Here is a 26,191-nt window from a genome sequence, read left to right as displayed (position 1 = left end):
CTTCAGTCTTGCTGCACGAGAGTCCGCAGGACTGCGATCCGATCGGGGACGTCAGTATGGTTGAAGCCCTGGCTGGCGAGATACCTGTCGACGAAGTAATCGATGCTTGACGACGGCCAGGTCTCGGCCATGTAGAGGACGTCGGCTGGCGCGATGCTCCGGAGAGTCGAAGGTGCGAGCCCGTTGAACACGACGCCGAACGGAATTTGCCGCTGGGTCCAGTGCGGCGGTTGGACCTCTCGGAGATAGGTGATGAACTCTGGCGCGAAGTGCCTGTCGCTGAAGGTGAGCCCCGGAAGGGCAGCCATCGCTTGGTCGACCACCTCCAGGAGGTCGAGCAGCAGGTCGCGCTCATCGCCCGAGTGCGCTGCTGACGCTCGCCAAAGCATCGCGACGACGGCCGCCCCGTGGGCAGGATCGATGTTGGCGATCGCCTCCCTCAGGGTCGGTGGGTGGGTGGCGGCCACAGCGGCCAACTTGACGCCGTGTAGGGGATAGGTCGCGGTGGTGAGGAGCGTGTGCACTGCTTCTACCGGCAGGTACTCGGCCTCTCGGGACAGCAGAACCATGATGCGGTTGGCAAGCTCGTCGTTGTGGGTGTCCGTCTTGGCCAGATCGAGGTACAGATCGACGTAGGCCGGCTGCATCTGCCTCAGGTAAGGCGATCCGGTGTGAATCTGGTAGAGCCTCGCGAGCTTGCTCAGCGCGTCGAGTTCGGCCTCCGACCACCTGTAAGCAGCAGGCCCGGGCTTGTTCTCACCGAAGACAAGTTGCGCCATCAGCTCGCGGTATCCGAGAAGTTCGGCTTCGCCGGTCTCGGCGCGGTGCCTGGTCTGCCGCGCGCAGAGCCGAAGGTCGGCTGTCGGTGCGGCGCCGATGGCGTCGATGACGGTCAGCCAGGCAGGGCTGTCAAGACCGGCATCCCAGAGGCGGACATGGCTCTCCCAGTCCGATCGGTGTGGGCTGTCGATGATCTCTTCCGGGCTCACCGGCTCGGTCGCCAGGAGGACGCGGAGGAGGGTGAGGTTGGCGGAGTACGCGGCGCGGCGGCGTACCGGGTCGTACGGGGTGGGCCTGTAGAGCTCGTCGGGGACGTCGGGGCGGATCTTCGCTGAGCGGATCAGTTCGGTGATCGTGCTGAGTATCGAGGTGCGGCGGTCGGGGGCCAGCTCGTTGGTCAGCTCGGTCAGGAAGGTGATGATCGGCGGCCTGGTGCTGAACGGCTGGTGGGAGAGCACCCGGCGGAGGATCAGATCGTCGAGTTGGGAGGCGGCGAGGGGGAGATTGGTCGGCTGTACCTGGCGAACATTGGTCAGGTGCACCAGTTGCTCGAAGGCCAGCTCAGCGACGAGGTATTCGCCGAAGGTCGCGTGCAGGAATTCATAAGCGCTGCGTTGTTCTCGGTCCGCCTGGGCGTTGTGGACGAACAGGAAGGCGCCGAGCACACGATGGGCCTGCTGGAGTGCGGCGGTCTCGGTGGTCCTGTCGGCTTGCGGGACGACCGCGGCCAGGTCGGCGTTGAGTTCTGTATCGGAGACGTGTTGGCGGCCGCGGCTGAACATTCCGGCCGCGGCGAACTGCAACTGTTTGCGCTGCAGGGCCGCCATCGCCTTCGGATCTTGACGATCCGAGTCGTTCTTCTCGACCTGCCGATCGATGAAGCGGTCGAGGATCCGGCGGTAGAGGTCCGCCTGGCTGAAGGCGCCGTCGCGGAGTACGTCGGTGCCCGCGTCGGCCAAGTAGACGGCCATGACCAGCAGGAGCAGAGGCTGGCGGGTCAGTTCGGCGATGCTGTCCTGGCTGATGAGGGTCTCCACGGACAGCGGCTGGTACTTGGCGATGCCGGTGTGGGCTGCGTTCCAGGTGGTTAGCCAGCGGTCGATCCGGGGCTCGTCGAACTCGCACAGTTTGAGGATGGCGGTGTTGTGGGGGATGTCGGCGTGTTCGGCGACGACTGTGCGGGAGGTGATGATGACCGAGGTCGGGACGCCGAGGGAGCGGGCGCGTTTCTGGAATTCGACGATTTTGTTGAGGTAGCCGGATTGGGTGATGCCGGTCGCTTGGATCAGTTCGTCGTAGCCGTCGAGGAGGATCACCAGGCGGCAGTCCTCGCCGCATTCGTCACGGAGTTCGGTGAGGTCGGCTTGGGGCCGCTGGAGAGTCCGCTGGAGTTCTTTGGTGATTTGTACGGTCAGCTCGTCGTCAGTGTTGACCCGGCGTAGGGGGACGCGGACGACGGCGAAGGATTCGGCGGGTAGTTGGGCGGCCAGTACTTCGGTGAGCAGGGACTTGCCGGCGCCAGGGTGGCCGAGAAGGAGGAGCGGGAGTTCGGTGCTGGAGTTGTCGGCCAGGTAGCTGGACAGGTAGTCGACGATCGACTCGTGCGTGGGGAGGGTGTCCCACCAGGCCTCATCGGCGGGTCTGACCTCGGTGTCGGCGGCGGTGACCTTGAAGGCGGGTTCGACGAAGCCTTGTTCGACGGTGGGGGAGATCAGGCCGTCGGAGTCCGCGCGGAGTAGCGGGTCGGAGAGGACCTCTCGGGCGGCCAGCACGAGTTGGGCTCGGTAGCTCTGGGCGGGAGGGGGAGCTCCTCGTAGTACGAGGGGCAGCATAGTTTGTAGCTCACTCAGTGCGGAGGCCTGCGTGGCGCGGATCGTCGAGCGGGTGGCGGCGTGTTCGTTGAGGGTTACCCACATGGCGAAGGCGTCGCCTTTGCCGAGGGTCAGCATGCGGCCGCGGTAGATGTTGGCGGCGCCGACGGCGATGTGTTCGGTCAGGGCGCTGGTATCGCGCGACCGAGGGTCTCGCTCCCACACTTCGAGGCCGCTGAAGAAGTCTAGACAGGTGCTGGTCAGCCGGTGGTAGTACGGGATGATGCGCTGGTCGAGGTTCTCGAGTACGCCGAATTCCTCGGAGGGAAGCGGGATGCTGGCGTCGAGCAGGGTGTTGACGAAAGTGGCCGCCTGGAGGACCTTCTCCGGGAGGCCAGCCAGCCGGGCCGTCTCCTTGTCAGTCAGCTCCAGGTTGGTGAACCTCGCGCCGAGGAAATCGTGCAGGCCGTCGAAGTAGGACGCCAGCACGGTGACGGTGTGCGCCGCCACCACGAGGTCGTACTGATTCTCTTCCTTGCCGCCCTTGAAGCGTGCGACGAACCTGTCGGTCAACGGCCCGAGCAGCCGGATCGCTTCGTTCTTCGGGTCGACCAGACTGAGCACGGCTGCCGCGCCCAGCCCGGCCAGCGGGCCGGTGACTGCCAGGCCCGCGCCGCCGGCCACGATCGCTCCACCCAGGAGCTTGTCGAGCATGCCGCGCTTGTTCTGCTCCACCTCGGCCAGCTGTAGAGCACCGAAGAAGGTGAGGGGGGAGCGGGGCATATCTAGGACTCCTCGGCGGGCGGCGGGCGGCGGACGGGACTGGTCAACCTAGTGGCCGGGGGCGGGGAGTTCAACGGGGTGGTGGGGTCAGCCGAAGAGGCGGTAGATGGGGGTGCCGGTGGGGAGGGTGAAGGGGGTGGTGGTTCCGGCTGGGCCGAAGGTGAAGGTGTAGGTGGAGATGGCGGGGGTGGTGGTTTGGCAGGTTAGGGATTTGAGGGAGCAGGTCAGGAGGTCTACGGGGGAGTTGGGGGTGGTGGTGCGGAGTCCGGCGGCGGTGAAGGTGTCGTTGGTGAGCCATTGGCTGAAGATCAGGAAGGGGTGGCCGGGGTGGGTCAGGGATAGTTCTTTGCCGGTGGTGGTTTGGAAGAGGCGTAGGGCGGCCGGCGGGGGCGTGATGCTGCGGGAGTCGTTCGGGGCGGTCAGTAGGTACTCGCCGGTCGGGGAGAGGTAGCCGGCCTGGCCGGGAAAGGTGCGGGGGGCGAGGAAGCCGTTGAGGTCGTCGACCAGCACGACGGTGGTGCCGGTTAGGTAGGCCTTCTCGGGACCGCGGCGCAGCGAGAAGCCGCTGGCGGCCGTGAGGACGTTGCCGGTGGTGGTGTTCAGGAGCAGTTGGTGTTTGCCGGTTTTCAGGTCCCAGCGATAGGTGCCCTTCAAGGTGCCGAGATAGGCGAAGCGGTCGTCGATGGCGGCGATGCGTGGGGACTCCACCGGGTCCAGGAGTGGGCCGCGCTCGTTGCCGACGGGGGTACGGAGAACCTCGCGGTCGGTGGCGACGTCGTAGATGACAGAGTCGCTGCCGCCGTCGAAATCCTCCACCCAGCCGACCAGGTTGCCGTGATTCGCGGCTGTCAACCGGGTGAGGTCGCCGGGGTACGCTGCGATCTTGCGTACTTGCTTGCCATCAGCAACGAAGAGGCCTCGTTCACCGGTCGCGATGAAGGCGAAGCCGGAGTTGGTCTGGACGAAGGCGGTGAGCTTGTGCGGGGCGGTCGAGATGACGTCCTGGCCGAAGTGAATCTCGCTGCCGATCGCGTAGGTCGCGCGGCGTTCGGTGAACGGGACGGAGACCGGCGCCGGCTGGTCGGTGGCGGGCTTGATCAGGGTGAGCGTGGTGATGAGGACGGCGAGCGTGACCATCGCAGTACCGGCGATCGCCACCACTCGACGGCGGCGCAGGCGGCGGTTGCCGGTGGTGATGATCGCGTCGAGGTCGAGTGGCGACGGCTGGGTCCGGTCCGCGTGCTCGGTCAGGGTGTCTTTCAGAAGGTCGGTCATTCGGTCATCCCCGCCTTGTCCAGGAGCTGGTCCGCGTCGGCGCCGAGCCGGGCGCGGAGTTTCTTCAGGGCGTCGGAGACCTGGCTCTTCACCGTGCCGACCGAGCAGTCGAGGAGCTCGGCCGTCTGGGCTTCGGTGAGGTCTTCGTAGTACCGGAGGACGACCGCGGCGCGCTGGCGTGGTGGCAGGTGCTTGAGCTCGTCCCACAGCCAGAGGCGCGCAGTGGCGTCCTCGTCACCCGCCGGTTGCTCCGGTACGTCGTCGTGCGGGCGCTCGGCATGCCAGGCTTTCCGCCGCCACCAGGCGATGGCGACGTTGGTGATCGCCTTGCGGGTGTACGCCTCGGCGTTGGCCGGGTCGCGCAGTCTGCGCCAGGCGACGTACGTCCTGGTCAGCCCCTCTTGGACCAGGTCGTCGGCCAGCCCTCGATCACCGGCCAGCAGGTAGGCATACCGGTACAGAGCCCCGTGCCGGGCAGTGGCGAACTCCGCGAACGCACTGGAGTCGTCAGCCATCTGTACTCCCTCTCCCCGTCGGGCCATCCTGCCCGCCCTGACGCGCTGGACCGGCGAAAAGGTTGGGTGGCTTCGTTCAGCCGGTGCCGGGGCGGACGATGCCGTGTTCGTAGGCGTGGACTATGACCTGGGCGCGGTCACGGAGACCGAGCTTGGTGAGGAGGCGGCCGACGTGGACCTTGACGGTCGCCTCGGACAGGTGGAGGTGCAGGCCGATCTCCTTGTTGGAGTGGCCCCGGGCGATCTCGAGCTGGATCTCGCGTTCTCGTGGGGTCAGGCTGGTCAGCGGATCCTCGGCCGGTACGCCGGGAGCCGGCAGGTGCTCAGCAAATCTCTCGATCAACCGGCGAGTGACCGCGGGCGCGACCGCCGCATCTCCGGCCGCGACGACCCGGATGCCGTTGATGAGGTCAGCGGGAAGCGCGTCCTTGATCAGGAACCCGGAGGCGCCGGCCCGGAGCGCGGCGTACACGTAGTCGTCGAGGTCGAAGGTCGTCAGCACCAGGATCCGGGCCGGGGAGCCGGACGCGACGATCCGGCGGGTTGCCTCGATACCGTCGAGCACCGGCATCCGGATGTCCATCAGAACCACGTCCGGGGCAAGCCTTCTGGTCAGCGAGAGCGCTTCCTGACCGTTCCCGGCTTCTCCGACCACCTCGAGATCCGGTTCCTGGCTGAGAAACGCCCGGAACCCCAGCCGGAGCAAGGCCTGGTCGTCGGCGAGAAGAACTCGGATCATGCCCGCACCTCCTGCCGTAGCGGGGTGGAAGCAGTAGGCAGCGGCAGGTGGGCGTGCAGGTGCCACCCGGTTGGATGGAGCGGGAGGGCCCGGATCGTACCCCCGTAGGCCGTGGCGCGTTCGGTGATGCCGAGGAGGCCGTGGCCGCCGGGGATCGGTGCGGGGGCCGGCGTGTGGGCGCCGTCGTCGGTGATGTCGAGGTCCAGGCCGTCGGGCGTGCCGTGCAGGCGGACCGTTGCGTGGGCGGTGGGACCGGCGTGTTTGAGGGTGTTGGTGAGGGCTTCCTGGACGATCCGGTAGACGACCAGGCCGGCCCCAGCGGAGAGCGCTCCCCGGAGCTCCCCGACGCTGAGCTCGACGGTCAGCCCAGCGTCCCGGACCTGGGCGACGAGGTCATCGAGGTCCGCGATACCGGGCTGCGGTGCCAGCGACTGACCGTCCCGCAGTACGCCGACCAGCCGCCGCATATCGGTCAGGGCGGCCCGCCCGGTGGTGGATGACTGCCGCATCAACTCGGTCGCCTGGCCGGGATCGGTCGCAGCCGTCGCGGCAGCGCCATCGGCGAGCGCGACCATGACGGCCAGGTTGTGCGCCACCACGTCGTGGACCTCGCGGGCCAACTGAGTCCGCTCGGCCGCGACCGCGATCCTCGTCTGCGCCTCCAGCTCCTGCTGCCGGTGCCGGATCCGCTCCTGCTCGGCCGCCTCCCGCAGCCGCAGCGAGATCGCCAGCAGGCAGATGACGGCGACGATCGAGCAGATCCCGATCAAGGTCGACAGCTGGCCGTCGCTGGTCAGGATGGCGACGACTACCGCGGTCAGCACTGCTGCGAGCGCGGGCCACAACTGGATCAGCCGGGCATACCGGGCAACGCCGTACAGAGCGAACAGCGGAGCGAAGACGAGGTAGACACCAGCGACATCCAGCAGAACGCAGAGCCCGACCAGGGTGACGACAGACCAGAAGACGAGGACCGGGGCGCGCCGTCGCCAGATCAGCGGCAAGTGGACGGCGGCGAACAAGAGCCACGTCGCGCCGGCGATCCCGGGACCTGATCCGATCGCTCCGGGCGCGGTCGACCCGCCTACCGTCGCCGGGAGCACGATCAGCGCCACCAACGCGGTGAGACAGGCGTCCACGAGCCGCGGCGGACGGATGCTCCAACGGTCTCTCAACGGATCCTCCAGCGGTCTCTCGACGGATCCTCCGGGGTCAGACGTCGCGGCGCCGGAGCAAAGCCGCGGCCCACGCCAGCATCAGGATGACCCACCCGAGGACCACGATGCCCGAGACGCCGGGGGACAGCATCACGTCCGGTGCGCTCCCGACCTGGACCATCGCCTCCGAGGTATTCCGGAACATGCCCTGCAGCGCGAGCGTGGGGAAGTACGGCAACGCGCCCTGGAACGACACGGGCAGCGCGGACATCAGCACCGACGGCAGAACGACCAGAACGAGGATGTACGCCGACAGCGCGCCCGCCGTACTGCGCAGCAGCGTCCCCAACGCGAGCGCGATCAGCCCGGCGGCCACGGTAGCGCCGACGGCCCCGAGCAACGACCGGAAGATCCCCGGATCCCCCAGGGAGAGGCGATACGCGCTGTCGGTGAAGGCCTGAAAGGTGAGGAACGCGCCGAAGTACCCGACAAGTAAGGCAGGTGTCGCCACCACGACCAGGACGATCGCCTTGGCCCACAACACCGGAAGCCGCCGAGGTACCGCCGCGAAGGTCGCCCGGATCACCCCGGACTGGAACTCGCCCGACATCATCGTCAGCCCGAGCACCCCGATCGCCACCGCGAACAGCAGGAAGCCGCCACCCACACTGAGCGTCGCCGGGGTCGGCTGGGCGTGGTTGGTGTGTCCGATCCAGCCGGACAACGCGCTGAAGACCGCCGGCAACGAGATCAACACCAACCAGTTGGCGGTCGACAACTTGGTCCACTCCGACCGCAGCACCCGCTTGAATGTCAACGTCATCGCACACCCCCGGTGAACTCGGCCGCGTCGCCAGTCAGCTCCAGGTAGGCCTCCTCGAGCGAGCTGTGCCCGAGCATCAGCCCCTCCAGCGGCAGATCCGCGATCAGCCGCCCACGCCCGACGATCACCAGCTGATCCGCGGTCAGCGCCATCTCGCTGATCAGGTGGGACGACACCAGTACGGTCCGCCCTTCCGCTGCCTGGGCGCGCAGCAGCGTGCGCAACCAATGCACCCCGGCCGGATCCAGCCCGTTCGTCGGCTCGTCGAGGATCAGCGTCGACGGCTCGCCCAGCAACGCCGCCGCGATCCCGAGCCGCTGCCGCATCCCCAGCGAGTACTCCGACGCCGGCCGGCTCGCCGCCGAGGTCAGTCCGACCAGCTCCAGCACCTCCTCCACGCGATCGGTCCCGATCCCGTGGGTCTGCGCCAGCGCCAGCAGATGCCGGTACGCCGTACGCCCGCCCTGCACCGGAGTCGCCTCCAACAGGGCTCCGACCCGGCGCAGGGGATCCGGCAGTTCGGCGTACGGGACACCGTCGATCGTCGCCGTCCCGCTGGTCGCCCGGGCCAGCCCGACGAGGATCCGCAGCGTGGTGGACTTGCCGGCCCCGTTGGGCCCGAGGAACCCGGTCACCCGCCCCGGCCCGACCGTGAAGGACAGGTCGTCGACGACGGTCGCGCCGCCGTACCGCTTGGTCAATCCGTGGATTTCGATCATGCCCCGACGCTAGGAACCGAGCATCCCGGCGGCGTCTGCCCAAGGTCTGCCGTCCCGCGCCACGCGGTACGCCGAAGGTCGTACGAAAGCCGGTCGGTGTGGCAAGGTGGTGGCGTTCGACAATGTCGAACGAGTGGCGTTGTGCCGCCTCGCTAACGCTCCTAGATTCCAGTTCTCCGTGGTCGTCACGGGGTGGAAGGGAGATCAAGCATGGCTACGACCGAGGCGGTCAAGGCGAAGACCCTTCTGGGGGAGTGCTCCGCCGAGCTCGCCGGTACGTTCATCCTGATCCTGTTCGGCTGTGGCGTCGTCGCCCAGGTAGTCGCCGGTGGTATCGGCGACCACGACTCGATCGCGTGGGCCTGGGGACTCGGTGTGACACTGGGTATCTACGTGGCGGGCCGGATGACCGGCGCGCACCTGAATCCGGCGGTGACGATCGCGCTGGCGGCGTTCCGCGGGTTCAGCTGGAAGAAGGTGCTGCCGTACTCGGCGGCACAGTTCCTCGGAGCGTTCCTGGCGGCGCTCGTAGTTCGCTGGAACTACACCGAGGCACTGCACAAGGTCGACCCGGGTCTGACGATCAAGACCCAGGGCGTCTTCTCGACGCTGCCCGGTAACGGCAGCATGGATCTCGGCGTCCACATGTGGGGCGGCTTCCGGGACCAGATCATCGGTACCGCGATCCTGATGATGGTCATCCTGGCCATCACCGACCTGCGCAACACCTCCCCGGCGGCCAACCTGGCGCCGCTGATCGTCGGCCTGCTGGTGGTCGGCATCGGGATGGCGTGGGGCACCAACGCCGGGTACGCGATCAACCCGGCCCGTGACTTCGGTCCGCGGCTGGCGTCCTTCTTCACCGGGTACGGCGGAGCGATGAAGGACCAGTTCGGGGATGTCTATTTCTGGGTGCCGATCGTGGCACCGATCATCGGCGCCCTGGTCGGCGCGTTCCTGTACGACCTGCTGGTCGGCCGCAACCTGCCGATCTCCGACGACGACGAGGAACCGGGCCGGATCCCCGAGGAGAAGACCACCGCATGACCCGCGAGCGTGAGGAGAGGAAAATCCATGGCTGACTTCGTAGGTGCCGTCGACCAGGGCACCACGAGCACCCGCTTCATGATCTTCGACCACTCCGGCAACGAGGTGGGCAAGCACCAGCTGGAGCACGAGCAGATCCTGCCGCAGGCCGGCTGGGTCGAGCACAACCCGGTGGAGATCTGGGAGCGGACCAGCGCGGTCATCCGGACCGCGCTGAACGCCCAGGGACTGCATGCGAGCGACCTGGCGGCGCTCGGCATCACCAACCAGCGCGAGACGGCCGTCGTCTGGAACAAGAAGACCGGACGCCCGTACTACAACGCGATCGTCTGGCAGGACACCCGGACCGACCGGATCGCCTCCGCGCTCGAGCGTGAGGGCAAGGGCGACGTGATCCGGCAGAAGGCCGGTCTGCCGCCGGCGACGTACTTCTCGGCCGGCAAGGTGCAGTGGATCCTGGAGAACGTCGACGGGGTCCGGGAGGCGGCCGAGGCCGGTGACGCCGTCTTCGGCAACACCGACAGCTGGCTGCTGTGGAACCTCACCGGCGGTACCGAGGGAGGCGTCCACGTCACGGACGTGACGAACGCCAGCCGCACGATGCTGATGAACCTGGAGACGCTCGAGTGGGACGACGAGCTGATCTCGTTCTTCAACATCCCCCGCCAGATGCTGCCGGAGATCCGGCCGTCGTCGGACCCGAACAAGTACGGCGAGACGCTCGCCAACGGCCCGCTCGGCGGCGTGGTAGCGCTGACGGGTGACCTCGGTGACCAGCAGGCGGCCACGGTCGGCCAGGTCTGCTTCAACCCGGGCGAGGCCAAGAACACCTACGGCACCGGTAACTTCATGCTGCTGAACACCGGTACCGAGCTGGTCCGCTCCAAGGCGGGTCTGCTCAGCACGATGGCCTACAAGTTCGGCGACGAAGCCCCGGTCTACGCGCTGGAGGGATCGATCGCCGTCACCGGATCGGCCGTCCAGTGGCTGCGCGACCAGCTCGGCATCATCTCTGGCGCGAGCGAGACCGAGACGCTCGCCCGGCAGGTGCCGGACAACGGCGGCGTGTACTTCGTACCGGCGTTCTCCGGCCTGTTCGCGCCCTACTGGCGGTCGGACGCACGTGGTGCGATCGTCGGACTGTCCAGGTTCAACACCAATGCTCACCTGGCGCGAGCAACACTGGAGGCGATCTGCTACCAGAGCAAGGACGTCGCCGACGCGATGGAGAAGGACTCGGGCGTCAAGCTCGAGGTCCTCAAGGTCGACGGCGGGGTGACGGCGAACGAGCTCTGCATGCAGATGCAGGCCGACATCCTCGGCGTACCAGTGAGCAAGCCGGTGGTCGCGGAGACCACGGCCCTCGGAGCGGCGTACGCGGCCGGTCTGGCGGTCGGGTTCTGGAACAACACCGACGAGCTGGTGCAGAACTGGAACGAGGACAAGCGCTGGAGCCCGGAGTGGAACGACGAGCAGCGTGCCGAGGGGTACAAGGGCTGGGAGAAGGCCGTCCAGCGCACCCTCGACTGGGTCGACGTGGACTAACAGACCAGCTGTCAGCGTTGTAGCTGTAAGAGGGAACGACGGAAGGAAGAGACGTGGGCGCAGTGGCACTGTCATCGCAGGCAAGGACCGACGCCATCGACGCGATGGCGGACGGCCGGGAACTGGACATCCTGGTGATCGGTGGCGGGGTGGTCGGCACTGGTTCGGCACTCGACGCCGCGACGCGGGGCCTGACCACCGGGCTGCTGGAGGCTCGCGACTTCGCGAGCGGTACCTCCAGCCGGTCCAGCAAGCTGGTGCACGGTGGCTTGCGCTACCTGGAGATGCTCGACTTCCGTCTGGTGCACGAGGCGTTGCAGGAGCGCGGGCTGCTCCTGCAACGCCTGGCACCGCACTTGGTGAAGCCGGTGCCGTTCCTCTACCCGCTGCAGCACAGGTGGTGGGAGCGGTTCTACGCGGGCTCCGGCGTCGCCCTGTACGACGCCATGGCCCTCAGCTCGGGCCTCGGCGCGGGCCTGCCGATCCACAAGCACTTGTCGCGTCGCGGCGCGATGCGGCTGGCGCCATCGCTGAAGAAGTCCGCACTGATCGGCGCTCTGCAGTACTACGACGCGCAGGTCGACGACGCTCGGCACACGATGGAGCTGGCCCGTACTGCGGCGTCGTACGGCGCGCATGTCGCCAACCGGGTCAAGGTGACCGGCTTCCTGCGACAGGGGGAGCGCGTCACCGGCGTACAGGCGAAGGACCTGGAGAGCGGGCGGGAGTTCGAAGTACGGGCCAAGCAGGTCGTCAACGCGACCGGCGTGTGGACCGACGACACCCAGGCCATGGTCGGCGAGCGCGGGCAGTACCACGTGCGCGCGTCGAAGGGCATCCACCTGGTCGTGCCGAAGGACCGGATCCAGTCCAGCACCGGGATGATCCTGCGGACCGAGAAGTCCGTGCTGTTCATCATCCCGTGGGGCCGGCACTGGCTGATCGGTACCACCGACACCGACTGGAACCTGGACAAGGCTCACCCGGCCGCGACCAGCAAGGACATCGACTACCTGCTCGACCACGTCAACGCAGTACTGGTGACTCCGTTGACCCGCGAAGACGTCGAGGGCGTGTACGCCGGCCTCCGGCCCCTGCTGGCCGGCGAGTCGGAGAGCACCTCGAAGCTCTCGCGTGAGCATGTCGTCGCGCACGCCGCCCCCGGGCTGGTAGTGGTTGCCGGTGGCAAGTACACGACGTACCGGGTGATGGCCAAGGACGCGGTCGACGCGGCCGCCAACGCCCTCGACGGGCGGGTGCCGAAGTCGGTCACCAAGAACACGCCGCTGGTCGGCGCCGACGGCTACCACGCGATGTGGAACCAGCGCCATCTGATCGCGCAGCGCTCGGGGCTGCACGTCGCCCGGATCGAGCACCTGCTCAACCGGTACGGCGCACTCATCGACGAGGTGCTCGCACTGGTCGAGAAGGACCCGTCGCTGGGGGAGCAGCTGCCTGGTACGCAGGACTACCTCAAGGCCGAGGTCGTCTACGGCGCCATGAACGAAGGCGCCCGTCACCTCGACGACGTGCTGGCCCGCCGGACCCGGATCTCCATCGAGGCCTGGGACCGCGGCGTGGAAGCAGCCGACGCGGCCGCCCGCCTGATGGCCCCCGTCCTCGGATGGGACGAGGCGACGATCGAACGCGAGGTCTCCTTCTACAAGCAGCGCGTCCAGTCCGAACGCGACTCCCAGGACCAGCCCGACGACGAGTCCGCCGACAAGGTCCGCCTCGAGGCCCCGGACATCGTCTCCCCGGCCTGACCCCTGTTTGACAGAAGCCCCGAAGATGCCTCTTCGGGGCTTCTGTCATGTCTGCATCACGGTGGCGATGAGCGCCGTGCCCGGGGCTGTGCGGCCGCCGGGGCCGGGCGAGGGGGTGGTGTTGGCGGTGGTGAGTTGGCCGCCGCACTCGGAGCAGCAGATCGTGGGAGTGGTGGATTTGCCGCAGGTGGTGTGGGTGAAGCGGATGGGCTGGCCGGCGGGCGGCGTGGCCCAGCGGTCGCCCCAAGCGGTGAGGGCGATCAGGACCGGGATCAACTCCCGCCCGGGCTCGGTGAGGGAGTAGGCGTAGCGGACCGGCTTCTCCTGGTACGGCGTACGCGCGACCAGTCCGGCCTCGATCAGCGTGGTCAGCCGGTCGGTGAGCAGGTTGCGGGAGATCCCCAGGTCCGTGACGAACTGGTCGAACCGGTCGAGGCCCAGGTACAGGTCGCGCAGGATCAGCGGGCTCCACCAGTCGCCCATCACCTCCAGCGACTGGGCGAGGGAGCAGTGCATCTCGGCGAAGCTCGTGTTCCGCATCTGCTCAGCTTAGTGGGTTGCTGCATTGAACTCACTACGCCTAGGGTGAGAAGCTCATCGACGAGGGGATCCGGGCATGTACCACCGAATCGTGGCAGGCAAGGTGCGGGCGGCGTTCGCGGAGATCAGCGCGGGCAACTGGGAGGCGATGGTGGCCGGGATGGCGCCGGAGTTCACCTATCGCTTCTACGGTGACCATGCGCTGGGTGGTGAGCGGCACACCCACGAGTCGCTCCGGCGCTGGTGGCAGCGGTGCTTCCGATTGTTGCCGGAGACAACCTTCGAGGTGCGGGACGTGCTGGTCGCCGGCTGGCCGTGGGACACCCGGGTGGCGACGGCGGTGACGGTCCACGTCGGGGTGGTCGACGGGACGCGGTACGAGAACGTCGTGCATCAGTTCCTGCGGATGCGGTGGGGGAAGATCACCGAGGTGCGGACGCTGGAGGACACGGCGGTGCTCGAACGGACGCTGGACCGGCTGGCGGCGGCCGGGTTCGAGGAGGCGCACGCCGCGCAGATCACCGACGAGGTACCGGCCGTCGCCTGAGCCGTTGTCGAGGGCAAGCATGTTGGCCGATGGCTAGAGTGGCGGCATGGATCTCGTGGAGCTGGCCGAGGTGGTCGAGGCCAATTTGATGTTCAGGATCACCGGGCTCGAGCCATCCGTCCTCGAGGGGTTGGGGATCACCGGGCGTAGATTCGGCCGTGGGGTGGCGATCTCGGTGCGGGAGGATCCTTCGCAGTTCTGGTCGAAGGCGCAGGGGTTCGGGCGCGATGACGTGCCGGTGAGCTCGGAGCTGATCGGCGAGGTGGTGGAGTTCTATCGGGAGGCGGGGACGCCGGCCGCGAACTTTCATCTGCCGCCGGACGTGTTGCCGGGGGACTGGGACGGGATCCGGGCCGAGTACGGGCTCGAAGCGGGTGGGACGATCGTGAAGCTGGTGCGCGATGACGCGCCGATGGTGGACGTGGAGTCGTCCTTGCGGATCGGGGCGGTGGATCCCAGCGACTCCGAGAGTGTGCGGGCGTGGGTCGAGACGCAGATGATCGCGTTGCGGGTGCAGGATGCGTTGAAGGCCGGCTGCACATGGGTGGCCACCGAGACCGGCAAGCCGGCCGAAGGCGAGCAGAACCCGTCGCTGGACAACCTGCGCCGGGCTGGTTTCAAGGATCTGTACGATCGTCAGTTCTGGATCTGGAGGCCCTGAGATGTCGGACGATCGCCTCGTCGAACTGCTGGAGACCGCCGAGGCCGAGGCGGTGTGGGGGTACGAGACCCATGCGGCGCCCGAGGTGCTGGAGCGGTTCGGGATGGCGTCGGCGCGGATCGGCGGCGGGGTGGCGCTGGCGGTGCGCAACGACGCGACGCACTACTGGAGTCGCGCCCTCGGCTTCGGCTTCACCGAGCCGGTCACCGCGAAAGTGGTTGCCTCGATCATCGATTTCTACCGGAGCAACGGCAACCCGGTCGCGGTGCTGAACCTGGCTCCGTCGGTGCTGCCGGCCGACTGGGACGCCATCTGTGCGAAGGAAGGCATCACGGCCGGTGGTACCTGGGTGAAGGTCGCCCGGCCCGCCGGTCCGATCGCCACGCCTTCGACGGGGTTGCGGGTGGCCGAGATCGAACCGGCGGATGCCGAGCTGTGGGCGACCGTGCTGACGCGCGGCTTCGGGATGCCGGAGGATCTGCTCGTGCCGATGTCGCTAGGGGTCGTGGGTCAGCCGGGCTGGACGGCGTACGGGGCCTATGAAGGCGATCAGTTGGTGGCTGCGGCGTCACTGCTGATCACTGGCGAGGTGGCGGAGTTCTGCGGCGCGGCGACGCTGCCGGAGCATCGCGGCAAGGGTGCGCAGTCGGCGCTGCTGGCGGCGCGGGCGCAGAAGGCCGTGGCCGAAGGCGTGAAGTGGTTCAGCGCCGAGACCGGCAAGCCGGACGAGGGCGAGAAGAACAGCTCGCTGAACAACATGACCCGGGCGGGCTTCGAGATCCAGTACGACCGCAAGAACTGGATCTGGCGGCCGTAGCGGCTACTGGTCGGGGCGGATCCAGCCGAAGGTGCGCTGGACCGCCGCCTGCCAGTTCTGGTACTCCGTAGCGCGCCGATCAGGGTCCATGTGGGGAAGCCACTGGCCCGCTCGATGCCAATTGCTCCGGAGCCCTTCCAGGTCGGGCCAGTAGCCGACTGCAAGGCCCGCCGCGTACGCAGCGCCGAGCGACACCGTCTCGGTGACCATCGGCCGCACCACCGGCACGTCGAGCAGGTCGGCGAGGAACTGCATCAACAGGTTGTTCGCCGTCATGCCACCGTCGACCTTGAGCGCCTTCAGCGCGATCCCGGAGTCGGCGTTCATCGCGTCGACGACCTCGAGTGTTTGGAAGCCGGTCGCCTCGAGCACCGCCCTGGCGAGATGGCCTTTGGTGATGTACGACGTGAGCCCGGCGATCACCCCGCGGGCCTCACTGCGCCAATGCGGCGCGAACAGCCCCGAGAACGCGGGCACGATGTAGGCGCCGCCGTTGTCCTCGACCGTCCGCGCGAGCGTCTCGATCTCGGCGGCCGTGTGGATCAGTCCGAGGCCGTCCCGGAACCACTGGACGAGTGACCCGGTGACCGCCATCGACCCTTCCAGCGCGTACGCCGCCGGCTCCGACCCGATCTGGTAGGCGACCGTCGTGAGCATGCCGTGCGTCGACCGGACGATCTCCTTGCCCGTGTGCAGCAGCAGGAACGATCCGGTGCCATACGTGCACTTGGCCTCACCCGGGCTGAAACACGTCTGGCCGAACAGCGCGGCCTGCTGGTCCCCGAGCGCCGCACCGATCCGTACGCCGGGCAGCACCGTGGTCGCCGTCGCGAAGACTCCGGACGATGGACGGATCTCGGGTAGGACACAGCGCGGTACGTCGAAGGCCGCGAGCAGCTCGTCGTCCCACTCGAGCGTCTCGATGTTCATCAGCATCGTGCGGCTGGCGTTCGTCACGTCGGTGGCGTGGAGGCCGCCGTCCGGGCCGCCGGTGAAGTTCCAGATCAGCCAGCTCTCCATCGTGCCGAACAGCACCTCGCCACGATCGGCTCGCGCTCGCAGCCCGGGGGTGTGGTCGAGCATCCAGCGGAGTCGCGGCGCGGAGAAGTACGTCGTCAGCGGCAGACCGCAGAGATCGGCGAAACGGTCCGTACCTCCGTCGGCCGCGAGCTCCTGGACCAGCCGGTCGGTCCGGGTGTCCTGCCAGACGACGGCGTGCCCGATCGGCTCGCCGGTCCGGCGGTCCCAGAGCAGGCTGGTCTCCCGCTGATTGGTGATGCCGATGGCAACGATCTGCGACGGCTCGGCATCGATCTGCCGGATCGCGGCCGGTACTACGCGAGTCACGTTGCGCCAGATCTCCGCCGCGTCGTGCTCGACCCACCCCGGCTTGGGGAAATGCTGCTTGTGCTCCCGCTGAGCCACCGACACCAACCGCCCCCGCCGGTCGAAGAGGATGCACCGGGTGGAGTTGGTCCCTTGGTCGACCGCTGCGACGTACTGCTCCGCCATCAGATCCCCCTCGCGAACGCTGGTGGCGGCGTCCGGGCGCCTCGCCTGATCACCTGTCCTCGCGGAGGTCTCGGCCGATGGCTTCGGCGGTTGCTCTGACCATCGTGATCAGGTCGGTGCGGTGGCGGAGGCGGCTGTCGCAGATGCGTTCGATCCGGCCGGTGAGGCCGACCGCGCCGACGACCAGCCCGCCGAGGCCTCGGATCGGAGCGGCGATGCCGGCCAGTTCGACCGTGTGCTCCTCGAACTCACCTGCCCAGCCTTTCGCCCGTACGGCCGCCAACTCGTCGGCCAGCCGGGCCGGCTCGATGATCGTCCGCGTCGTGTAGGCATCGAGCTTGCGCGGCCGGGCGGCACCGCTGGCATCGAAGGCGAGCACCGCCTTGCCCAGTGCGCAGGCGTGCGGAGGGAGCGTAGTACCGACATCTAGGTCCTGATCGCTGTCGTCCGGGCGGAAGACGTGGTGGACGACGACGACCTTGCCCTCGACCAGGCGGCCGACCCGGACGACCTCGCCGCTGCGGGAGGCCAGTGAGTCGGCCCAATTGATCGCGCGGCTGCGCAGCTCGTTCGGATCGAGGTACGTCTCGCCGAGCCGGCCGAACGCGTCACTGAGGTGGTAGTGCGCGCCGCTGCGGTCCTGCTCCACGAATCCGACCTGGTGCAGCGTCTTGAGGATGCCGTGCACGGTCGTCTTGGCCAGCCCGAGCGCGTTGCCCAAATCGGCCACCCCCAGTCCGTTGGGCGCCGCGGCAAGCAACCGCAGCACTGCCGCGGCCCGCTCGATCGACTGCACGCTGCCCGGCACACCCGCAGGCTACCTGCGATTACTTGTCCTGGCTGCCCCTCGCCACGGTACTGCGTACGTGCTACTCGGCCGCGATCGCCCGCAGTACGTCGAGCTTCGCTGCACGGCGTGACGGCCACACTGCAGCCAGTACGCCGACCACGCCCGCCACCACGACGGCGATCAGCAACTGGAACCACGGCAGGTCGAGGACGCTGAGCCCGTCCTCCTTCATCACATGCTGGATGGCCGCCGCGAACAGGACCCCGATCAGCAACCCCAGCAGCGCCCCGAGCAAGGCGATCGCGATCGCCTCCACCTGGAGCATCCGGCGCAGTTGCGGCCGGTCCATCCCGATCGCGCGGAGCAGCCCGATCTCCCGCGTGCGCTCGATCACACCGAGCGCGAGCGTGTTCACGATGCCCAGCACGGCGATGATGATCGCCAGCGTGAGCAGCATCGCGATCACGGCCAGCACCATGTCGATCGGCTGCTGCTGGCTCTTCGCGAAGGCCTGCTGGTCGCGGACCTGGACGCCGGGGTAGTCCTTCAGCTCGGCCGCGACTGCCAGCCGGACCTGGCCGAATTCGGTGCCGTTGGCAACATCGACGTACAGGGTGTTGTCGGTGGTCGCGCCGCCGGCCTGGGTGAAGGCGGGCTGGGCGAGGATGATCGCGTTGAGCTGGCGGTTCGGCGCGATGATGCCGGCCACTCGCAGGGTCTGCTTGCCGGTGGTCGTGGTCAGCTCGAACTTCTTCGCGACGACGAGGTCGAGTTGTTTGGCCAAATTGCGGGGGATGACCGCCTCGCCGTCCTTCAGGCCGTCGGCCGAGCCGGAGACGAACCGGGTGGTGATCGGGCCGGCCAGGGTGCCGTCGTCGACACCGGCCACGGTGACCCGGTGGCCGTCGATGTCGCCCGGCATCTGCCGGACCCGGTGCACCGCGGCGACGCCGGGGACCTTGGCGATCTTGTCGCCGACCTCACCACTGAACGGCTCGTCGCCGCTGACCAGGAGCGCGGAGCTGCCGATCGCGTCCTGAAGGTTGCGGTTGACCGAGGCCTTTGCGGAGGCGGCGATGACGACCAGGCCGCTGACCAGGGCCACCGAGATCATCAGGGCAGACGCGGTCGCGGCGGTACGCCGGGGGTTGCGCTCGGCATTGCGCCGGCCCAGCGTGATCGGTGCCTTCCGGCCGAACGGGAACATGAGTCCGCGGACGGCGTACCGGCTGATCAGTGGGCTGGTCATCACCATGCCGAGCAGGGCGAGGCCGGCGGCGAGGCCGAGGAGGATCGCCGCGGGGAGGCCTTGCAGGGTGAACGAGATCGCGACGAGCAACGCGGTCATCAGGAGCAGGAAACTGCCGATGATCAGGCGGAGGAGCAGTGAGCGTTCGGGGACGCTGACGTCGTCGCGCATCGCTGCAACGGGCGGTAGCTTGCCTGCCCGGCGCGCTGCCGGTAGTGCTGCGAACAGGGTGACGCCGATGCCGACGAGGTAGCAGGCGATCACCGTCGGGGCGCTGATCTGGAGGCTCGAACCGGGGATCGCGAGGTCGAGGGACTGGTAGAACGCCTGCAGGGCGGCGGCGACGCCGGCACCGACCAAGAGGCCGAGGGTGGAGCCGATCGCGCCGATGATCAGCGCTTCGATCATGACCGTGCTGGTGACCTGGCCCCGCGAGGCGCCGATCGCGCGGAGCATGGCGAGCTCGCGGGAGCGCTGGGCGACGAGCATCGAGAAGGTGTTGACGATCAGGAAGGTGCCGACGAACAAGGCGAGCCCGGCGAACAGCAGCAGTACTGCGCTGAAGCCGCCGAAGGTGTTGTCGACGTCGCTCTCGCCGTCCGCCGAGACCTGCGCCGCGGTGCGGACGCTGACGTCCTTGCCCGCGATCTTGGTGATCGCCTGGATAACTGCTTGGACGTCTTGACCGGGCTGGACGGCGACGGTGATCGAGGTCCAGCCCGGCTGGCCGAGGAGGTACAGCTGGGCGGTGACCGAGTCGAAGGTGATCAGTGGTGCGCCCGCCGACGCGCCGGTGAGGTTCGGCGTGGTGGTCGCGGTGAGGGTCGCGGTGACGGCCTTGGCCGGAGTGACGACCTTGACCTGGTCGCCGATCTCGTAGCCCTCCCGCTTCGCGGTCGACTGGTCGAGGGCGAGTTGTTCCCGGCCCGATGGCGGTTGGCCGTCGAGCAGGTGGATGTTCGCTGTCCGGGGGTCGTGCGGCCAGCCGGTCGCGTACGTCGGCAGGCCGAATGCCTCGGTCGGCCTGCCATCGGTACCGAGGATCTGGGCGCCGGGGACCAGGACCTGTGGATCGGTGTTCGCGACGCCGGGGAGGTTGGCGATCTGGTTCGCGAGGTCGGACGTGAGCGTGGCGGGGCGGGCGTTGGACAGGCCAGGGTTGCTCTTGAGGGTCTGGACCGGGGTGACGGTGATGTCGGACGGGCTGCCGGCGAAGTTCTTCTTCAGCGCGGCCGACAGGGTGTCGGTGAAGATCAGCGCGCCGCCGACGAAGGCGACACCGAGCAGGACGGCGACCGTGCACAGCACGAACCGGAGCCGGTGCGCGAGCACCGACCGGAGGCCGAGCTTGAGCATCAGCCGGCCTCTTGGGTGTCGAGCTGCTTCATCTTGTCGAGCACGGTGTCCGCGGTCGGGTCGAGCAGCTCGTCCTGGAGCCGGCCGTCGGCGAGGAAGACCACGCGATCGGCGTACGAGGCCGCGGTCGGGTCGTGGGTGACCATTACGACGGTCTGGCCGAACTCGCGGACCGAGCGATGCAGGAAGCCGAGCACGTCGGCGGACGAGCGGGAATCGAGGTTGCCCGTTGGCTCGTCGGCGAACACGACCTCGGGGCGGGAGGCGAGCGCGCGGGCGCAGGCGACGCGCTGCTGCTGACCGCCGGACAGCTCGGAAGGCTTGTGGTGAAGGCGGTCCTGCAGGCCGATCGCGGTGACGACCTTGTCGACCCATTCCTTGTCGGGCTTGCGGTTGGCGAGGTCGAGGGGGAGCGTGATGTTCTCCATCGCGGTCAGCGTCGGGACCAGGTTGAAGGCCTGGAAGACGAAGCCGATCCGGTCGCGCCGCAGATGGGTGAGCCGCTTCTCGTCCAGCCGGGTGATCTCGACGTCGCCGAGCATGACCTGGCCGGTGGTCGGCCGGTCGAGCCCGGCCAGGCAGTGCAGCAACGTCGACTTGCCCGAGCCGGACGGGCCCATGATCGCGGTGAACCGGCCCTTGCCGAACTCCAGGTCGACGTCGGCCAGCGCCTCTACCCGGGTGTCCCCGGATCCGTAACTCTTCCCGAGACCGCTGGTCCGGATGGCCACGCCCTGCCCGACAACTTTCACCGTCACAGCGAGAACGCTAACCCCCACCGGGTCCGCGACGACCCACCAGCCCGTACGACATACCGACTCGGCGAGCGACCCACCCCCGCCGACCCGCAGGCGGGCGGTCCGGCCCGACCCACCAGCCGTCGTCGGTGGCTGGTGGGCGGGAACGGCTGCTGTCAGGCGTCGATGACCACGGGGATGACGACCGGGCGGCGGCGCCAGTGGCGCCAGGTCCAGTTGCCGACGGCCCGTCCGACGAGCTCCTCCAGGGCGTTGGCGTCGCCGATGCTCTCCGAGGCGGCCTTGGCCAAGGTGTCCTCGATGACGGGGATGACGTCCTTGAACGTGGTGTCGTCGTGGACGAAACCGCGGGCCAGGAAGTCCGGCGGCTCGGCGAGCTGGCCGGTGTTGGCGTCGACCAGGAGCACGACGGTGACGACGCCTTCCTCGGCCAGCGTCCGGCGGTCCTTCAGGTTCGCCTCGGTGACCCCGCCGACGGTCATGGCATCGACGTACACGTAGCCGGCCTCGACCTTGCCGACGATCTTCGCCCGGCCCTTGTCCAGGTCGACCACCACACCGTCCTCGGCGATGATGACCCGGTCGGCCGGCACCCCGGTGGCGACCGCGAGCGCCGCGTTCGCCTTCAGGTGCCGGTACTCGCCGTGCACGGGCATCACGTTGCGGGGCTTGATCAGGTTGTAGCAGTAGACGAGCTCGCCGGCGCTGGCGTGACCGGAGACGTGCACCTTGGCGTTGCCCTTGTGCACGACGTTCGCGCCCCAGCGGATCAGGCCGTTGATCAGGCCGTAGATCGCGTTCTCGTTGCCGGGGATCAGCGAGCTGGCCATCAGCACCGTGTCGCCCTCGCCGATCCGGATCATGTGATCGCGGTTCGCCATCCGGGCCAGGGCCGCCATCGGCTCACCCTGCGAACCGGTGCAGATCAGCGTGACCTTGCGGTCGGGGAGCTTCTCCAGCTCCTTCAGGTCGACGATCAGGCCCTTCGGGATCTTCAGGTAGCCGAGATCGCCGGCGATGCCCATGTTGCGCACCATCGAGCGGCCGACGAAGGCCACCTTGCGGCCGCCGAGCTTGGCCGCGTCGAGCACCTGCTGGATCCGGTGCACGTGGCTGGCGAAGCTGGAGACGATGATCCGGCCGGGCGCGGTCCGGAAGACCGTGTCGATCGCCGGGCCGAGGTCCTTCTCGGAGGTGGTGAAGCCGGGCACCTCGGCGTTGGTCGAGTCCGTCATGAACAGGTCGACGCCCTCTTCGCTCAGCTTGGCGAAGCCGCGAAGGTCGGTCAGCCGGCGGTCCAGCGGGAACTGGTCCATCTTGAAGTCGCCGGTGTGCAGGACGATGCCGGCCTTGGTCCGGATCGCCACCGCCAGGCCGTCCGGGATCGAGTGGTTGACGGCGAAGAACTCGGTCTCGAACGGGCCGAACTTACGCCGGTCGCCCTCCTTGACCTCGACGGTCTTCGGGGTGATCCGGTGTTCCTTGAGCTTGGAGGTGATGAACGCCAGGGTCAGCTTGGAGCCGATCACTGGGATGTCGGCCCGCTCCTTCAGCAGGTACGGGACGCCGCCGATGTGGTCTTCGTGGCCGTGGGTGAGGACGATCGCGTCGATCTTGTCCAGCCGGTCGCGGATGTGGCCGAAGTCCGGCAGGATCACGTCGACGCCGGGCTGGTGCTCCTCGGGGAACAGCACGCCGCAGTCCACGATCAGCAACCGGCCGCGATGCTCGAACACGGTCATGTTGCGGCCGATCTCACCCAGACCACCCAGAGCGACCACACGGAGTGCGGTGTCGGGCAGGCGGGGCGGTTGGCCGAGGTCGGGATGCGGATGACTCATAGTGCGGACCGTATCCCGCCGGGGCGGTTGTCAATGGCATCGACCGGGTGTGAGCAGAAACTCAGCCCGGTGCTAGGGCCGCCGATCATCCGTCGACTCCGACCAGATCCACGCCTGCGGACTCCTGCGCGACTTCCTCGACCGAGCGGTCCGGCAGGGGCGGCGGAGTGCCTCCCCAGGCGGGGCAGATGGCCTTGTGATCGCACCAGTCGCACAGTGGGCCCGGGCTCGGCCGCCAGTCGCCGGACTCCAGCGCTCGGGTGATCGCGGTCCAGAGCGCGCCGACCTTGCGTTCACAAGCGCGCAAGTCGGCTTCGTCGGGGACGTACCGGACGATCTCGCCGTTGCCGAGGTAGACGAGCTGCAGCATCGCCGGTACGACGCCGCGCAGCCGCCAGAGCACCAGGGCGTAGAACTTCATCTGGAAGAGCGCCTTGGCCTCGAAGAACTCCGACGGCGACCGGCCGGTCTTGTAGTCGACCACCCGGATCTCGCCGGTCGGCGCGACGTCGAGGCGGTCGACGTACCCGCGCAGCGTCAGGCCTGACTCCAGCTCGGTCTCGACGTACAGCTCGCGCTCGGCCGGCTCCAGCAGGTTCGGGTCTTCGAGCTTGAAGTACTTGCCGAGCAGTTGGTGGGCCTCGGCCAGCCACTTGGCGAGCTCCTCGCCGTCGGCGTCCTCGGCGAACAGTTCCGCGACCTCGGGCTCGGCCTCGAGCAGCTTCTGCCATTGCGGCTCGAGCATCTCGGCGGCGTGCTCCAGCGTCCGCTGCCCACTGGGCAGGTCGAAGAGCCGCTCCAGCACCGCGTGCACCACCGTGCCCCGGACGGCCGCCGACGAAGGCTTCTCCGGCAGCCGGTCGATCACCCGGAACCGGTACTTGAGCGGGCAGCTCATGAAGTCCGCCGCCCGGGACGGAGACAGCGCTCCGTTCGGGTGGCCGTGCCTGTCGACTGCTGGTGCAACGCTCATGCCGCCAAGGCTAGGCGAGACCACCGACAGTCGGAGTCGTCGCCGCACTGGTTGTGGATAACGGCCTCACAGCGGATTCCCAGCAGGCTTTCGGGAAACCATCGGTCCCGGTTGGCACTCTGGACCCAACGAGCAAGGGAGACCGAGATGCACGACCACGACAGAGGCCTCGAGTACGACTTGGGGATGCTCCGCCGACGCAATGTCCTGAGGCTGTTCGCCGGTGCGGGATTGGTAGCTGTGGCTGGTTGTGCGGCTGACAACACGGCTTCAGTTCCACAGAGTTCTTCAACAACTCCAGTTCCACAGAGTTCTTCAACAAATGATGGTGTGGACGAGATCCCTGAGGAGACGGCGGGGCCGTTTCCTGGGGACGGGTCCAATGGGCCGAATGTGCTGACCGAGTCGGGCATCGTGCGGAGTGACCTCACCAAGAGCTTCGGTACGGCGACGGGGGTGGCTGAGGGGATCCCGCTGACGGTGCAACTCGTAGTACTGGATGCAGCGAAGGACACGCCTCTGCCGGGTGCTGCCGTCTACCTCTGGCATTGCGACGCCCAGGGCCGCTACTCGCTCTACGACGGGGAGATCACCAAGGAGAACTACTGCCGCGGAGTACAGGCTGCCGATGCGGCCGGGACGGTCACCTTCACCACGATCTTCCCCGGGGCGTACCAGGGGAGGTGGCCGCACATCCACTTCGAGGTCTACTCGTCCCTGTCCGAGGCGACCGCGGCCGGCAAGATCAGTGCGACCTCGCAGCTGGCACTGCCCGCGGAGGCGTGTACTGCGGTCTACGCGACTGACGGGTATGACGGAAGCGCTCAGAACCTCTCCCGCACCTCGCTGCAGACCGACAACGTGTTCCGGGACGACGCGGCGGTGCACCAGTTGGCGACGATGAGCGGGGACGTGAAGACGGGATACACGGCTCGGCTTGCGGTGGGGGTGTAAGGCTTGTTAACAGGGGACCAGTAGCGTTGCCTCGATGTCCGATTCGCGTGATCCCCAGAGTCCCGCCCAGCCTGCCGGTCCTACGCCCGGTACCTGGGTGATCGGTCGTGTCCGCGGGATCAAGCTGACGATGCGGTACAGCTGGCTGCCGGTGGCGATGCTGCTGGCCCTCGGCTTCGCCAGCATCATCGGGGCGCAGTTCCCCGAACTGGGCAGCTGGCGGTACGTCGCGTCGTTCGCCTTCGTGATCGCGTTCACCGCCTCGATCCTGATCCACGAGCTGGCGCACGCGCTGGTCGCGCTCCGGTTCGGCATCTCGGTGACCGAGATCAACCTCGGGTTCTTCGCGGCCGGCACACACATCGAGGGGGAGCGGAAGAGCCCGTTCGAGGAGTTCGCCGTCTCCGTCGTCGGCCCGCTGGCCTCGCTGCTGGTCGGCGGTCTCGCGTACCTCGGCTCGCGGGCGGTGGACGAGGGCGTCGGGTACGTCGCGCTGATCGAGCTCGCCATCGCCAACCTGATCGTCGGTGTCACCAACCTGCTGCCCGGGCTGCCGCTCGACGGCGGCTGGGTGCTGCGCGCCTTCGTCTGGAAGCTGACCGGCAACATGCACAAGGGCACGATCGCGGCGGCCTGGGCCGGCCGGGTGATCGCGATCGGAGTCCTGGCAGCGCCGGTGATCCTGGAGCGGGTCTTCGATCGGGAGCCCACGATCGTCGACTACATCATCGCGTTGGCGGTCGGATTCTTCCTCTGGATGGGCTCGACCGCGTCCCTGATGCAGGCCCGGCTCCGGAGCAAGCTGCCGTCCCTGCAGGTACGCACCCTGGCCCGCCGCGCGATCGCAGTACACGCCAGTACGCCGATCTCCGAGGCGGTACGACTCGCAGCCGGCGCGCAAGCCGGGGCCGTGGTGGTCATCGACGGCGAGGACAAGCCGCACGCGCTCGTCTCGGAATCGGCGGTCAACTCCGTCGCCCAGAACCAGCGCCCATGGACCACGGTCGGCGAGGTCGCCACCCGGATCGGTGCCGGCCACATCATCGGCGTCAACGACACCGGCGAGGAGATCCTCGCCATCCTCCGCGAGAACCCCGCCTCGGAGTACCTGGTCCTGGACGCCAACGGCGCGGTCTACGGCGTCCTCGCCACCACCGACGTCGAGCAGGCCTTCCGCAACCGCTGACCGTCAGTACTCCGTGATGCTCAGCCGCATCTCCGCGCCCGGAATCG

The 26,191-nt window shown here is 68.1% G+C and carries 22 protein-coding genes; 8 read left to right on the top strand and 14 right to left on the bottom strand.

All coding sequences use genetic code 11. The annotated features are described in order from the left end of the window. Positions 1–2: 2 nt before the first annotated feature. The 7 genes from OHA70_RS33005 to OHA70_RS32975 all read right to left on the bottom strand — a co-directional run bounded on the left by OHA70_RS33005 (position 3) and on the right by OHA70_RS32975 (position 8,602). Positions 3–3,374 (bottom strand): NACHT domain-containing protein, encoded by a 3,372-nt coding sequence (locus tag OHA70_RS33005; protein WP_328324334.1) that lies wholly within the window; start codon positions 3,372–3,374, stop codon positions 3–5. A gap of 87 nt (positions 3,375–3,461) precedes the next feature. Beyond that, the gene (locus OHA70_RS33000) at positions 3,462–4,649 is read right to left on the bottom strand and encodes a hypothetical protein (RefSeq protein WP_328324332.1); all 1,188 of its coding nucleotides are present in this window, start codon (positions 4,647–4,649) and stop codon (positions 3,462–3,464) included. Next, positions 4,646–5,164 carry a SigE family RNA polymerase sigma factor gene (locus tag OHA70_RS32995; RefSeq protein ID WP_328324330.1) on the bottom strand — a complete coding sequence of 173 codons (519 nt, stop codon included), beginning with the start codon at positions 5,162–5,164 and terminating at the stop codon, positions 4,646–4,648. The genes OHA70_RS33000 and OHA70_RS32995 overlap by 4 nt, the downstream gene beginning before the upstream one ends. A gap of 76 nt (positions 5,165–5,240) precedes the next feature. Next, entirely contained in the window at positions 5,241–5,903 is a 663-nt protein-coding gene (locus OHA70_RS32990) for a response regulator transcription factor (protein ID WP_328324328.1), read from the bottom strand. After that, positions 5,900–7,078: a sensor histidine kinase gene (locus tag OHA70_RS32985; RefSeq protein ID WP_328324325.1), complete on the bottom strand. Its 1,179-nt coding sequence runs from the start codon at positions 7,076–7,078 to the stop codon at positions 5,900–5,902. The genes OHA70_RS32990 and OHA70_RS32985 overlap by 4 nt, the downstream gene beginning before the upstream one ends. Before the next feature lie 37 nt (positions 7,079–7,115). Next, positions 7,116–7,883, bottom strand: coding sequence for an ABC transporter permease subunit (locus tag OHA70_RS32980; RefSeq protein ID WP_328324323.1), 768 nt, complete (start codon positions 7,881–7,883; stop codon positions 7,116–7,118). Further along, a complete protein-coding gene (locus tag OHA70_RS32975) occupies positions 7,880–8,602 on the bottom strand; it encodes an ABC transporter ATP-binding protein (protein ID WP_328324321.1) in 723 nt (240 codons plus the stop codon). Before OHA70_RS32975 ends, OHA70_RS32980 begins: the two co-directional genes overlap by 4 nt. Before the next feature lie 210 nt (positions 8,603–8,812). Between OHA70_RS32975 and OHA70_RS32970 the strand changes: the two genes are divergently transcribed. Genes OHA70_RS32970 through OHA70_RS32960 form a run of 3 tightly spaced genes read left to right on the top strand, consistent with a single transcriptional unit; the run spans position 8,813 to position 12,960 of the window. Further along, on the top strand, positions 8,813–9,649 hold the full coding sequence (locus tag OHA70_RS32970; protein ID WP_328324319.1) for an MIP/aquaporin family protein: 837 nt from the start codon (positions 8,813–8,815) through the stop codon (positions 9,647–9,649). A gap of 27 nt (positions 9,650–9,676) precedes the next feature. Further along, positions 9,677–11,194: a glycerol kinase GlpK gene (gene glpK, locus OHA70_RS32965; protein ID WP_328324317.1), complete on the top strand. Its 1,518-nt coding sequence runs from the start codon at positions 9,677–9,679 to the stop codon at positions 11,192–11,194. A 53-nt stretch (positions 11,195–11,247) separates the two neighbouring features. Beyond that, complete coding sequence (locus OHA70_RS32960) at positions 11,248–12,960, top strand: glycerol-3-phosphate dehydrogenase/oxidase (RefSeq protein WP_328324315.1); 1,713 nt, start codon at positions 11,248–11,250, stop codon at positions 12,958–12,960. Between the two features lie 45 nt (positions 12,961–13,005). Here the strand turns inward: OHA70_RS32960 and OHA70_RS32955 are convergent, their stop codons facing one another. After that, positions 13,006–13,500, bottom strand: coding sequence for a winged helix-turn-helix transcriptional regulator (locus tag OHA70_RS32955; protein WP_328324313.1), 495 nt, complete (start codon positions 13,498–13,500; stop codon positions 13,006–13,008). A gap of 76 nt (positions 13,501–13,576) precedes the next feature. Here OHA70_RS32955 and OHA70_RS32950 point away from each other — a divergent pair, with 76 nt between their 5' ends. From OHA70_RS32950 to OHA70_RS32940, 3 genes are read left to right on the top strand one after another with little or no spacing between them, the layout of a single operon-like run. After that, positions 13,577–14,047 (top strand): nuclear transport factor 2 family protein, encoded by a 471-nt coding sequence (locus tag OHA70_RS32950; RefSeq protein ID WP_328324311.1) that lies wholly within the window; start codon positions 13,577–13,579, stop codon positions 14,045–14,047. A 46-nt stretch (positions 14,048–14,093) separates the two neighbouring features. After that, on the top strand, positions 14,094–14,708 hold the full coding sequence (locus tag OHA70_RS32945) for a hypothetical protein (RefSeq protein WP_328324309.1): 615 nt from the start codon (positions 14,094–14,096) through the stop codon (positions 14,706–14,708). 1 nt (position 14,709) lies between these two features. Next, the gene (locus OHA70_RS32940; protein WP_328324307.1) at positions 14,710–15,525 is read left to right on the top strand and encodes a GNAT family N-acetyltransferase; all 816 of its coding nucleotides are present in this window, start codon (positions 14,710–14,712) and stop codon (positions 15,523–15,525) included. Positions 15,526–15,528: 3 nt separating this feature from the next. Here the strand turns inward: OHA70_RS32940 and glpK (OHA70_RS32935) are convergent, their stop codons facing one another. From glpK (OHA70_RS32935) to OHA70_RS32910, 6 genes are all read right to left on the bottom strand, one after another. Beyond that, positions 15,529–17,037 (bottom strand): glycerol kinase GlpK, encoded by a 1,509-nt coding sequence (gene glpK / locus OHA70_RS32935; protein ID WP_328324305.1) that lies wholly within the window; start codon positions 17,035–17,037, stop codon positions 15,529–15,531. A gap of 49 nt (positions 17,038–17,086) precedes the next feature. Continuing rightward, on the bottom strand, positions 17,087–17,845 hold the full coding sequence (locus OHA70_RS32930) for an IclR family transcriptional regulator (RefSeq protein WP_328324303.1): 759 nt from the start codon (positions 17,843–17,845) through the stop codon (positions 17,087–17,089). 61 nt (positions 17,846–17,906) lie between these two features. Further along, positions 17,907–20,432: an ABC transporter permease gene (locus OHA70_RS32925; protein WP_328324301.1), complete on the bottom strand. Its 2,526-nt coding sequence runs from the start codon at positions 20,430–20,432 to the stop codon at positions 17,907–17,909. After that, positions 20,432–21,190 carry an ABC transporter ATP-binding protein gene (locus tag OHA70_RS32920; RefSeq protein WP_328324299.1) on the bottom strand — a complete coding sequence of 253 codons (759 nt, stop codon included), beginning with the start codon at positions 21,188–21,190 and terminating at the stop codon, positions 20,432–20,434. Before OHA70_RS32920 ends, OHA70_RS32925 begins: the two co-directional genes overlap by 1 nt. Positions 21,191–21,345: 155 nt before the next feature. Beyond that, positions 21,346–23,031: a ribonuclease J gene (locus tag OHA70_RS32915; RefSeq protein ID WP_328324297.1), complete on the bottom strand. Its 1,686-nt coding sequence runs from the start codon at positions 23,029–23,031 to the stop codon at positions 21,346–21,348. An 85-nt stretch (positions 23,032–23,116) separates the two neighbouring features. Then, on the bottom strand, positions 23,117–24,004 hold the full coding sequence (locus OHA70_RS32910; protein ID WP_328324295.1) for a RecB family exonuclease: 888 nt from the start codon (positions 24,002–24,004) through the stop codon (positions 23,117–23,119). Between the two features lie 330 nt (positions 24,005–24,334). Here OHA70_RS32910 and OHA70_RS32905 point away from each other — a divergent pair, with 330 nt between their 5' ends. Together OHA70_RS32905 and OHA70_RS32900 are read left to right on the top strand one after the other, a co-directional pair. Beyond that, positions 24,335–24,958: an intradiol ring-cleavage dioxygenase gene (locus OHA70_RS32905; RefSeq protein ID WP_328324293.1), complete on the top strand. Its 624-nt coding sequence runs from the start codon at positions 24,335–24,337 to the stop codon at positions 24,956–24,958. A gap of 34 nt (positions 24,959–24,992) precedes the next feature. Then, entirely contained in the window at positions 24,993–26,144 is a 1,152-nt protein-coding gene (locus tag OHA70_RS32900) for a site-2 protease family protein (protein ID WP_328324291.1), read from the top strand. Positions 26,145–26,191: the final 47 nt, after the last annotated feature.

The sequence above is a fragment of the Kribbella sp. NBC_00382 genome (assembly GCF_036067295.1).
GTDB lineage: Bacteria > Actinomycetota > Actinomycetes > Propionibacteriales > Kribbellaceae > Kribbella.
The sequence above is the reverse complement of the archived record's forward strand: the minus strand, read 5'-3'. Positions and strand labels throughout refer to the sequence as shown.

Coding starts and splice junctions, on each gene's coding strand:
- OHA70_RS33005 (WP_328324334.1), bottom strand. CDS start 3,374: ATGCCCCGCTCCCCCCTCACCTTCTTCGGTGCTCTACAGCTGGCCGAG.
- OHA70_RS33000 (WP_328324332.1), bottom strand. CDS start 4,649: ATGACCGACCTTCTGAAAGACACCCTGACCGAGCACGCGGACCGGACC.
- OHA70_RS32995 (WP_328324330.1), bottom strand. CDS start 5,164: ATGGCTGACGACTCCAGTGCGTTCGCGGAGTTCGCCACTGCCCGGCAC.
- OHA70_RS32990 (WP_328324328.1), bottom strand. CDS start 5,903: ATGATCCGAGTTCTTCTCGCCGACGACCAGGCCTTGCTCCGGCTGGGG.
- OHA70_RS32980 (WP_328324323.1), bottom strand. CDS start 7,883: ATGACGTTGACATTCAAGCGGGTGCTGCGGTCGGAGTGGACCAAGTTG.
- OHA70_RS32975 (WP_328324321.1), bottom strand. CDS start 8,602: ATGATCGAAATCCACGGATTGACCAAGCGGTACGGCGGCGCGACCGTC.
- OHA70_RS32970 (WP_328324319.1), top strand. CDS start 8,813: ATGGCTACGACCGAGGCGGTCAAGGCGAAGACCCTTCTGGGGGAGTGC.
- glpK (WP_328324317.1), top strand. CDS start 9,677: ATGGCTGACTTCGTAGGTGCCGTCGACCAGGGCACCACGAGCACCCGC.
- OHA70_RS32955 (WP_328324313.1), bottom strand. CDS start 13,500: ATGCGGAACACGAGCTTCGCCGAGATGCACTGCTCCCTCGCCCAGTCG.
- OHA70_RS32950 (WP_328324311.1), top strand. CDS start 13,577: ATGTACCACCGAATCGTGGCAGGCAAGGTGCGGGCGGCGTTCGCGGAG.
- OHA70_RS32945 (WP_328324309.1), top strand. CDS start 14,094: ATGGATCTCGTGGAGCTGGCCGAGGTGGTCGAGGCCAATTTGATGTTC.
- OHA70_RS32940 (WP_328324307.1), top strand. CDS start 14,710: ATGTCGGACGATCGCCTCGTCGAACTGCTGGAGACCGCCGAGGCCGAG.
- glpK (WP_328324305.1), bottom strand. CDS start 17,037: ATGGCGGAGCAGTACGTCGCAGCGGTCGACCAAGGGACCAACTCCACC.
- OHA70_RS32925 (WP_328324301.1), bottom strand. CDS start 20,432: ATGCTCAAGCTCGGCCTCCGGTCGGTGCTCGCGCACCGGCTCCGGTTC.
- OHA70_RS32915 (WP_328324297.1), bottom strand. CDS start 23,031: ATGAGTCATCCGCATCCCGACCTCGGCCAACCGCCCCGCCTGCCCGAC.
- OHA70_RS32910 (WP_328324295.1), bottom strand. CDS start 24,004: ATGAGCGTTGCACCAGCAGTCGACAGGCACGGCCACCCGAACGGAGCG.
- OHA70_RS32900 (WP_328324291.1), top strand. CDS start 24,993: ATGTCCGATTCGCGTGATCCCCAGAGTCCCGCCCAGCCTGCCGGTCCT.